We start from the raw sequence: 8,559 nt of genomic DNA on the forward strand, positions 1-8,559 counted from the left end.
GGCGAATATAATTCACTAGAAAAATTAAGGATTTGAAACCCACGTTAGCGTAGCGTTCCGTAGGAATAGGTGGGTTTTGTCTGTGTCAGGATATCCAGGATTTAAGAATGAACAGGATTGTCAGGTTTGAAACCCACGGAGGTGGGTTTTGCCTGTGTAGCCGCGACTTCTAGTCGCCAAAACTAACCGAATTTTTGAGTTTGCATATAACGGTAAATCGCCGCAATATTACGAGCATCATCAATTCCTCTATGATGAGTTCCTTGTAATTCTAGCCCTAAATGGTTGAGAGCTTCTGCCATACCAAACTTACGAGATACACCCAAATATTCCGAAAATTCCGTTTTGATATTTCTGTGTTCTGAACCAAAAGGATAGGAAACATTGTGGAATTTGCAATCTTGGATAAATTGTGTTTTGTCGTAATTACCCCAAGAGCAGAATATACTGTGAGGAAATAAATCAATCCATTCTTTAAACCGGGGAATTACTTCTGGAAAAAAATCTGCTGCTTCAACTTGTGACTGAGTAATGCTAGTTAATTCCGTACAAAAAGCTGTAAGTTGGGGATGTCGAACAGGTTGGATAAATTGTTGAAACTCCGAATCAATTTCCCAAGTTTTTCCATTCAACATTACCGCACCAATTTCTATAATTTCCATTTCGTGACGCGGTATACTCTTTTGGTTACAGCAAGTAGCTTCAAGATCAACAATCAGAAAATAATCATTCATTGGTAAATAATTTAAAGTTTAGTATCAATTGATAAAAACGGTTTCAGCCAACCAATTTTTATAGTCATATCAAGAACAATAGCTGCCAAAGCAAACCACAAAATACTCTCACCTGCCAACACCAAAAAAGGTAAAATTGTGCCAGAACCCCAGCCTACCTCTATCTGAGTTAACCCCCGCACCAAACCAAAAGCAAACACACCCCCAGATTTGAGTTGAGGATTTGTATCTACGCGGATAATATACCGATAAGTCACACCAAAGAGAAACCCAGAAAAGCCCGCTATTAAACCACTGAGTAAAAAATGTAAATTAACTAGATTAGATTTATCCATTATCAGCAGAGGAAAATACTGACCCAACATCAAATTATTTACAAGACTGGTGATTAAGAAAGCTAAAATTAAAGATAACCCGCCAATAATTCCTGCTTTCAGGGATTCTAACCGTTCCGCCATCAGTTCCATAATCTTGTCAAGCCTTCTACATAGATAGAACTTATGCACTGTACAAAATGCAGATGATATGTATAAACGAAATTGCCTAGTTTCAGGCTTTTGTCATCCCATATTAGTGCGGTGCGTCAGATAGAGAAAGTCTGTTAGATGCTCAATTACCGGGTCTGACGCACCCTACAAGAGATATAATTGATAATCCTTATCTAATAGATTCTGTCAATGCGTAACTCCTAATAGATTTAACCAATTAACTACCTTTTCCCGTTATGATAAGTATTAGAGACATTTTGTAATTATTCAAAACCTAGAACTATGATTTTGACATTGGGTTGGGTATCACTGTTAGTCGTCTTTACTTGGTCGATTTCCATGGTAGTTTGGGGACGTAACGGACTATAAGGGAATCGTGGAAAGTCCATACCTGAATATTTTAGCTTTAATTGCCATAGTGCTGTTAGTAACAGTTACAGGCGGTGTTATTTATTTAACATTAGCAGACTGGCGCGATCGCCGTCGTCGAGAAGACGAAGCACGCGAACTCAGACGCAGCCCTACCAAACGGCGATGATAGTCGGGATAAAGGGACGGGGATGGAACTCATCTCCTTGACCTTTTCCCATTTAACCTTCCCCACCTACGGAACTGATGCAAGTAAATATAATATCTTCCCTATCTCAAGGTGAAAAACACAAAGCATTATCTAGAGTAATTGCCCATATTCGAGAATCTCTAGATATAGATACCATCTTCCGAATTACAGTTACCCAAGTGCGTGAGCTATTAAATACCGACCGAGTAGGGGTATTCAAGTTTTATCCTGATTTGGCATGGGAAGGAGAATTTATTTATGAAGATGTAGATGCACAATGGATTTCAGCATTGGGAACTAGAGTTAATGACCATTGCTTCGCCAGAGAATTTGCAGAACTATATCAACAAGGAAGAATTAAAGCCATAGCTGACATCTATCAAGATAGTAACAGTAATTGTCATATCCAGATGTTAGAAAAATTTCAAGTCCGGGCGAACATAGCCGTTCCCTTGATGAAATGTAAAAATCTCTGGGGGTTGCTGTGTATTCATCAGTGTAGTGGATCTCGGCAATGGGAAACATCAGAAATTGAGTTTGTGCAACTAATCGCCGAACATTTAGGAGTGGCTTTACAGCAAGCAGATTACATAGAACAAATGAAACTGCAATCTGCCCAACTTGCCCAAGCCAAAACCAGAGAAAAGACCGCAGAATGGCAGAAAACCATAGCCAAAACCAACGAAAAAATTCGCCGTTCCCTAAATTTAGAAAGCATTTTCCGCACCAGCACCGAAGAAATTAGAAAATTAGTCAATAGCGATCGCGTCGCCATTTATCGCTTCAATCCCGACTGGAGTGGCGAATTTGTCTTTGAATCCGTCGCAGAGGGTTGGGTAACTCTCATGCAACAACAGCTAGAACGCCCAGAATTAGGTGATAACATCAGCGAATGTAAATTAAAAGAATTAGTCGAACCACCTACAGATACATATTTACAAGATACAGGAGGCGGTCGCTTTGCCAGAGGTGAAGTATATCGTATTTGTGATGATATTTATCATGCCGACTTTAACGACTGCTACATCAAAGTATTAGAAAGCTATCAAGCCAGAGCCTATATTATCGTTGCTATACTTTATAATAAAAAACTATGGGGCTTATTAGCCGTATACCAAAACAGCGGACCCCGTAATTGGCAAGAAGACGAAATTTACCTACTCACCCAAATCGGCGCTCAATTGGGTGTAGCATTACAGCAAGCCGAATATTTACAACAACTGCAAAACCAAGCCGCAGAAATTACCAAAGCCGCAGAACGACAAAGAGCATTAGTAAATACAGTAGATAAAATTCGTCAATCCCTCGATATTGACACCATATTTAATACCACAACTCAAGAAGTCCGCCGATTATTAGAAGTAGAAAGAGTAGCCATTTATCGCTTTTACCCTGACTGGAGTGGAGAATTTGTTGCTGATTCCATAGTTGACGGTTGGACACCATTAGTTAAGCCCCAACCAGTAAATGAACGGATACTTTTACAAGAAACCCAAGCCGGAAAATATCCACGCAATGAAGTATTTGTCCCCATTTCCCAAGGTGAGGAACTATGGGGATTATTAGTAGCTTATCAAAACTCCCAACCCCGATATTGGCAAGATGAAGACATCAATTTATTAGCCCAAGTTGGTGTGCAATTAGGTGTAGCATTACAACAAGCTGAGTCTTTGCAACAGGTCAAAATCCAAGCCGAAAAACTCGCTAAAGCCACCGAAAGAGAAAAAGCCTTAGCAGCAACAGTAGAAAAAATTCGCCAGTCCCTTGATCTAAATAATATCTTTGCCACCAGTACCAAAGAAGTCCTGCGGTTATTAGAAGTTGACAGAGTAACAATTTATCGGTTTCAGCCCGATTGGAGTGGTGAATTTGTAGCTGAATCTTTAGCAGAAAGTTGGCAATTTGTCGGAGAAATAAAATCCGCCATTACAGATAATTATTTACAAGCAACTCAAGGAGGAGACTTTGCTCAAGGTCAAATTCTGGTAATTAAAGATATAGATAACACAACTATTGCTATCGGTCATATTGCCCTAATTGAGCCAATTAAAGCCAAAGCATATATGATTGTGCCAATTTTTCAGGGAGATAAACTTTGGGGATTATTAACAGCATATCAGCAAAATAGCCCTCGTGATTGGCAAGAAGATGAAATAGATTTATTAATGCAAATTGGTTCTCAATTAGGAGTAGGTATCCAGCAAGCAGAATTACTAGGACAAACTCAACGACAAAAAGAAGAAATCACCCAAACATTAAAAGAATTACAACAAACTCAAAGCCAGTTAATTCAAAGTGAAAAAATGGCTGGATTAGGACAATTAGTAGCTGGAGTAGCCCATGAAATTAACAATCCAATTAGTTTTATTTATGGGAATATTCCCTACGTTGATAATCACACCAAAGACATATTAAATTTATTGCATCTCTATCAACAAACTTATCCTGATACCACAGAAGAAATACAACAGCAAATAGCAGAACTAGACTTAGATTTTGTAGCTGAAGATTTACCCAGATTGCTTAATTCCATGATGGGGGGAGCAGATCGGATTCGTCAATTAGTCCTTTCGTTACGCACTTTTTCTCGTCTAGATGAAGCAGAAATGAAACCTGTTGACCTACATCAAGGCATTGATAGCACCCTGTTAATTTTACAAAATCGACTACAACCAGAATCTGGTTCACCAGTGATTGAGGTAATTAAAGAATATGGTCAGTTACCTCCAGTTGTTTGTTATGCAGCCCAGATGAATCAGGTATTTATGAACATTCTTAATAATGCCATTGATGCCTTAGAAAAGTCATATCAAGAAGAACAAACAACTAATCATCCTAAAATTTGGATTGAAACCAAGGTAACAGAAGCTAATTCAATTCAAATTCGCATCGCTGATAATGGTTGTGGTATTTCTCCGGGTATGGAAACTCGAATATTTGAGCCATTTTTCACCACTAAAGAACCAGGACAAGGAACTGGTTTAGGACTATCAGTGAGTTATCAAATAATTGTAGAAAAGCACGGTGGTCAAATTAAATGCGTTTCAGAACCTAACAAAGGTTGTAATTTCTGGGTAGAAATTCCCATCGCTAATTCTAGGAATTAACTGATGACTTTGAGATTTTGCTTAGTTATTGAAAAATTGGGAATTTGTTCAGAAAAATTGTTTACAATCAAATTAGAAGTATATAGGAGAAAAAATTGAGTATGCAAAGTATTAGGGTACGATTGCGTATTGGTAAAGATGGACTTTTACAAATTCAGTTACCCCAAGCACAAGAAGGAACAGAATTAGATATTATTCTTGTTTATGAAACAGCATCACTAAACCAAAATACAACAAGGCTGAGTGATTTTTACGGTTGTATCCAGGATGGAACTTTTATTAGACATCCACAACCAGAACAACCAGAGAGAGAAGCATTTTGATGATTTACTTACTAGACACTAATACCTGTATTATTTATCTTAAAGGTAAAAATCTTCATTTAAAGCAAAAACTGGATAATATATTAATTTCAGAAATCGCTGTTTGTTCAGTTGTTAAGAGTGAATTATTTTATGGTGCAATGCGTAGTGCTAACCCTGAACGTAACCTGAAATTACAGCAAGATTTTCTCAATCAGTTTGTTTCTTTACCTTTTGATGATCAATCTGCGTCTATTTTTGGTAATATTCGCGCTCGACTTACTACTCAAGGAATACCCATAGGAGCTTATGATTTACAAATTGCTGCTATTTCTGTATCTAACAATTTGATATTAGTTACGCACAATACTAGAGAATTTTCACGTATTTCTGAACTTCAATTGGAAGACTGGGAAATTGTCTGATAGCGTAGCCTCATTTCTTCATTTTATAGGCTCTTGCGTCTCTTTTATCCGACTTTCCGCACTTCATTGTGTAATACGCGCATATTTCCAAAATCTGGCGAACAATGATTTATCTTGATTCCTATATTATACTGATTGTCAATGCACTTTAAGCAGGTGGGTGGGGTGTTAAAATCACTTTTGTTAATTATTGTCGGGTTATTACCTCCTCTATTGTCTGTCTGGGTGATGCGTAAAACCCAGTTACGAACACGCTCACGTCTCAGACAAGCAAGCATTCGCTTTTATAGAGCAAGGTTACACCATTATATTCGACCAATTGAGGGCGATCGCTATTATTTAGAAGGTGTCGGTTATTTATTTGGTGATATCAGTTGCAAATTCAACGCCCGCTCTGGTTACATCCGTTGCGCTATCAATCCCGACGGGCCTTGTCAAAATTGCCGTCATTACGAACCTAGATAAGCGTTGAAGGTGAGGCTTCTGTATTTACCAAAAATCTCACCTACCACTGCTTAAAGATTCAATTTTAAAAACTCCCCAGGCCGGATTCGAACCAGCGACCAATCGATTAACAGTCGATCGCTCTACCACTGAGCTACTGAGGAAAGCTCACCAACGTTTACTATCATAAACCCAAACTTAGATTATGGCAAGTGTTTTTAGAAAAATTTTGGCATTTTTTTTCTGGCTCTATCAATTTATAATTTTTAGCAGCCGAAACCTGCACCAGAAGCGCGATTGAAGATTTTTGATTAGTCTATTTACTTTAAACCCAACCGTAATTCAGCCAAACGCTGCCTAGACTTAGGATCAATAGCATTAGCTAGAAACCTACTTTTGGATTGTTTGTGGGATTGATATTTGCCTCGCATTCGACAAGTAGTAGTTTCTACTTCCCCACATAACTGGTGTGCCGACAACCATTCAGCCCCATATCCCTGTACCATTAACTGTTGCGCCCGATCTGATGTGGCAACAATGACGCGAGAAATTATAGCTTGGGCTATTTGTTGACGCAAAGACGCACAGGATTTTTCAATGTAAGTGTCTGCGGTCTGTCCAAAATCTGTGTAATGAACTGTGAGAAGTTCTGTAATAATTTCTCTGTTACTGGCGGTGTTTTGATATTGGGCATCAAAAACAATTTGAGTTTCATAACCTTGAAAGGCGCTGTAACTGGTCATTGTCGCCACTAATTCTCCTCGTGCTGCCTCTAGTCCGGCACTATCACGAGTTTTTTTTAGGCAAGGCCAAGCGCCTATAATGTTGTAGCCATCCACTAGCATAATGGCTGGGACTAAGGAACGGAGCATGGTTTTTAATCACAATTATCTAGAGTTAACAAAATTCATTCATAAAAATTATGGTACTTGAAGTATTGCCTGTAGCACTGTATTACATAAAATAAAAATCCCGTCCAAGGGGAAAATTACACCCTTAGAGGGAAGTCAAGGAGGGGGCAGGGGGCAGGGGAGGCAGGGGAAGCAGGGGAGGAATAATTAATTTATTGCCAATCACGAACACGGATTTAATGGATTACACTGATGACACGGATTTGAAGATTATCCAATCACCAATCACCAATCACCAATCACCCATCACCCTACATTCATCAAACGCTGTTTAAGACGTTCGGGTTCACCTTGATCGACTAAAACGCCTTTTTCTAGTAAAAATGTACCGTCACAATAATTTAATTCATCTAAACGATGAGTTACCCACAAAGCGGTTATGCCTCGACTTTTGACGAGATGACGAACACTAGCTACTAAATCTAATTGACTATCTGGATCTAATAGGGCTGTAGGCTCATCTAATAACAACACCTCACAATGACGAGCGATCGCACCCGCAATGGCTACCCGTTGTTTTTGTCCCCCCGAAAGCGCGTAGATAGGACGACGTTGTAGGGATAGCAAACTCACCGCATTTAGAGCTTCCTCAACCCTAGATCTGACCATAGCCGGGGGCAATTTTTCTGCCACCAAGCCAAAAGCCACATCCGCACCAACCGTTGGCATCACCAATTGATGATCAGGATTTTGAAAGACAAAGCCAACTGGAGGTAAAACCCCAATTTCGCCAGATTTAGGAGTTAATAACCCCGCTATCAATCGCAAAAGAGTTGATTTACCACTGCCATTTGTCCCCAACAACATCCAAAATTCTCCTTTGGGTACTTTTAGAGAGCAAGAGGCGATCGCTTGCTCCCCATTAGGCCATAAGAAATTGACATCCTTAACTTCTATGCCTAAAGCCGTCATTGTTGTACCTTACTCAGTAGCTAGGGCAAAAAATCCAGGCGCTCTAGCGCCACCAATCGAAGTACCTTCTTTCTGCACAACCTGTACTCCTGAAATTTCGCTGGCACGAACGGCAATTTTTTTCTCAGTTTTGCCCTCACACTTGAGTTCCACAATATCTGGGTTGCCAGAACGCATTGCCGCCAAAATCAACTGATACACAGCTTCAGCGTCCTCAGCAGACTTACGTTGTACAGATATCGGGAAAGCAGTATTTCTGATGCTCAAGTCAATAGTAAACATTTAGCAATAATTTAATTTCACTGTACGACTCATTCTAGCGTTAGCTGGATGATTGCGGAAAGAATGGCGAAAACCTGGATTTGTACACAATGGACAGCCCACTCCCTTAACTACAACCTATTTTCAAACTTTATGAGAAAATATATTTAGAGTTAATAATCCCCGAAAACCCAATAATAACGAGCTTTTCCATCTAAAATCAAAAACCAAAAACCAAAAATTCTGATGACTACCCTAGAAAAATTAGAGATTTACACCTATTATGATTATAGAGAGTAAAAAATTGTAAACTAAGTTGACAAGTCCGTTAACTTGCTGTTTTTTTTAGGTGGTTCTTGAAAAACCATCAACAGACTCTTAAAACCTGTACTTATAAATTTTTGGAGATTTCCTGT

At 39.1% G+C, this 8,559-nt stretch carries 11 protein-coding genes and 1 tRNA gene; 6 read left to right on the forward strand and 6 right to left on the reverse strand.

From position 1 onward, the window contains the following. Nucleotides 1–182 precede the first annotated feature (182 nt). Together VB711_RS21230 and VB711_RS21235 are read right to left on the reverse strand one after the other, a co-directional pair. Nucleotides 183–734, reverse strand: coding sequence for a 3'-5' exonuclease (locus VB711_RS21230; RefSeq protein WP_323288283.1), 552 nt, complete (start codon nt 732–734; stop codon nt 183–185). Nucleotides 735–745: 11 nt separating this feature from the next. Then, nucleotides 746–1,201: a hypothetical protein gene (locus tag VB711_RS21235; protein ID WP_323288284.1), complete on the reverse strand. Its 456-nt coding sequence runs from the start codon at nt 1,199–1,201 to the stop codon at nt 746–748. Nucleotides 1,202–1,504: 303 nt separating this feature from the next. On the opposite strand from VB711_RS21235, the gene petN reads away from it, so the two are divergent. The 6 genes from petN to VB711_RS21265 all read left to right on the forward strand — a co-directional run bounded on the left by petN (nt 1,505) and on the right by VB711_RS21265 (nt 6,080). After that, a complete protein-coding gene (gene petN, locus VB711_RS21240; RefSeq protein WP_013189847.1) occupies nt 1,505–1,591 on the forward strand; it encodes a cytochrome b6-f complex subunit PetN in 87 nt (28 codons plus the stop codon). A 7-nt stretch (nt 1,592–1,598) separates the two neighbouring features. Further along, entirely contained in the window at nt 1,599–1,760 is a 162-nt protein-coding gene (locus VB711_RS21245) for a hypothetical protein (protein WP_323288285.1), read from the forward strand. Nucleotides 1,761–1,837: 77 nt separating this feature from the next. Next, nucleotides 1,838–4,888 (forward strand): GAF domain-containing protein, encoded by a 3,051-nt coding sequence (locus tag VB711_RS21250; RefSeq protein ID WP_323288286.1) that lies wholly within the window; start codon nt 1,838–1,840, stop codon nt 4,886–4,888. A gap of 101 nt (nt 4,889–4,989) precedes the next feature. Then, a complete protein-coding gene (locus VB711_RS21255) occupies nt 4,990–5,211 on the forward strand; it encodes a hypothetical protein (protein ID WP_323288287.1) in 222 nt (73 codons plus the stop codon). Next, entirely contained in the window at nt 5,211–5,615 is a 405-nt protein-coding gene (gene vapC / locus VB711_RS21260) for a type II toxin-antitoxin system tRNA(fMet)-specific endonuclease VapC (protein ID WP_323288288.1), read from the forward strand. The genes VB711_RS21255 and vapC overlap by 1 nt, the downstream gene beginning before the upstream one ends. A gap of 165 nt (nt 5,616–5,780) precedes the next feature. Continuing rightward, the gene (locus VB711_RS21265) at nt 5,781–6,080 is read left to right on the forward strand and encodes a DUF6464 family protein (protein ID WP_323288293.1); all 300 of its coding nucleotides are present in this window, start codon (nt 5,781–5,783) and stop codon (nt 6,078–6,080) included. A gap of 71 nt (nt 6,081–6,151) precedes the next feature. Here VB711_RS21265 and VB711_RS21270 read toward each other — a convergent pair. The 4 genes from VB711_RS21270 to VB711_RS21285 form a co-directional block, all read right to left on the reverse strand. After that, nucleotides 6,152–6,223 (reverse strand) — tRNA-Asn (locus tag VB711_RS21270). Nucleotides 6,224–6,379: 156 nt separating this feature from the next. Then, nucleotides 6,380–6,931 (reverse strand): NYN domain-containing protein, encoded by a 552-nt coding sequence (locus tag VB711_RS21275; RefSeq protein ID WP_323288289.1) that lies wholly within the window; start codon nt 6,929–6,931, stop codon nt 6,380–6,382. A 285-nt stretch (nt 6,932–7,216) separates the two neighbouring features. Further along, nucleotides 7,217–7,882: an energy-coupling factor ABC transporter ATP-binding protein gene (locus VB711_RS21280; protein WP_323288290.1), complete on the reverse strand. Its 666-nt coding sequence runs from the start codon at nt 7,880–7,882 to the stop codon at nt 7,217–7,219. Nucleotides 7,883–7,891: 9 nt separating this feature from the next. Continuing rightward, nucleotides 7,892–8,164 carry a hypothetical protein gene (locus VB711_RS21285; RefSeq protein WP_323288291.1) on the reverse strand — a complete coding sequence of 91 codons (273 nt, stop codon included), beginning with the start codon at nt 8,162–8,164 and terminating at the stop codon, nt 7,892–7,894. Nucleotides 8,165–8,559 lie beyond the last annotated feature (395 nt).

This window comes from Cronbergia sp. UHCC 0137, assembly GCF_034932285.1.
Taxonomy (GTDB): Bacteria; Cyanobacteriota; Cyanobacteriia; order Cyanobacteriales; family Nostocaceae; genus Cronbergia.

Excerpts from the sequence above, each read along its gene's own strand:
- VB711_RS21230 (WP_323288283.1), bottom strand. The coding sequence starts at position 734 with ATGAATGATTATTTTCTGATTGTTGATCTTGAAGCTACTTGCTGTAAC.
- VB711_RS21235 (WP_323288284.1), bottom strand. The coding sequence starts at position 1,201 with ATGGAACTGATGGCGGAACGGTTAGAATCCCTGAAAGCAGGAATTATT.
- petN (WP_013189847.1), top strand. The coding sequence starts at position 1,505 with ATGATTTTGACATTGGGTTGGGTATCACTGTTAGTCGTCTTTACTTGG.
- VB711_RS21250 (WP_323288286.1), top strand. The coding sequence starts at position 1,838 with ATGCAAGTAAATATAATATCTTCCCTATCTCAAGGTGAAAAACACAAA.
- VB711_RS21255 (WP_323288287.1), top strand. The coding sequence starts at position 4,990 with ATGCAAAGTATTAGGGTACGATTGCGTATTGGTAAAGATGGACTTTTA.
- vapC (WP_323288288.1), top strand. The coding sequence starts at position 5,211 with ATGATTTACTTACTAGACACTAATACCTGTATTATTTATCTTAAAGGT.
- VB711_RS21275 (WP_323288289.1), bottom strand. The coding sequence starts at position 6,931 with ATGCTCCGTTCCTTAGTCCCAGCCATTATGCTAGTGGATGGCTACAAC.
- VB711_RS21280 (WP_323288290.1), bottom strand. The coding sequence starts at position 7,882 with ATGACGGCTTTAGGCATAGAAGTTAAGGATGTCAATTTCTTATGGCCT.
- VB711_RS21285 (WP_323288291.1), bottom strand. The coding sequence starts at position 8,164 with ATGTTTACTATTGACTTGAGCATCAGAAATACTGCTTTCCCGATATCT.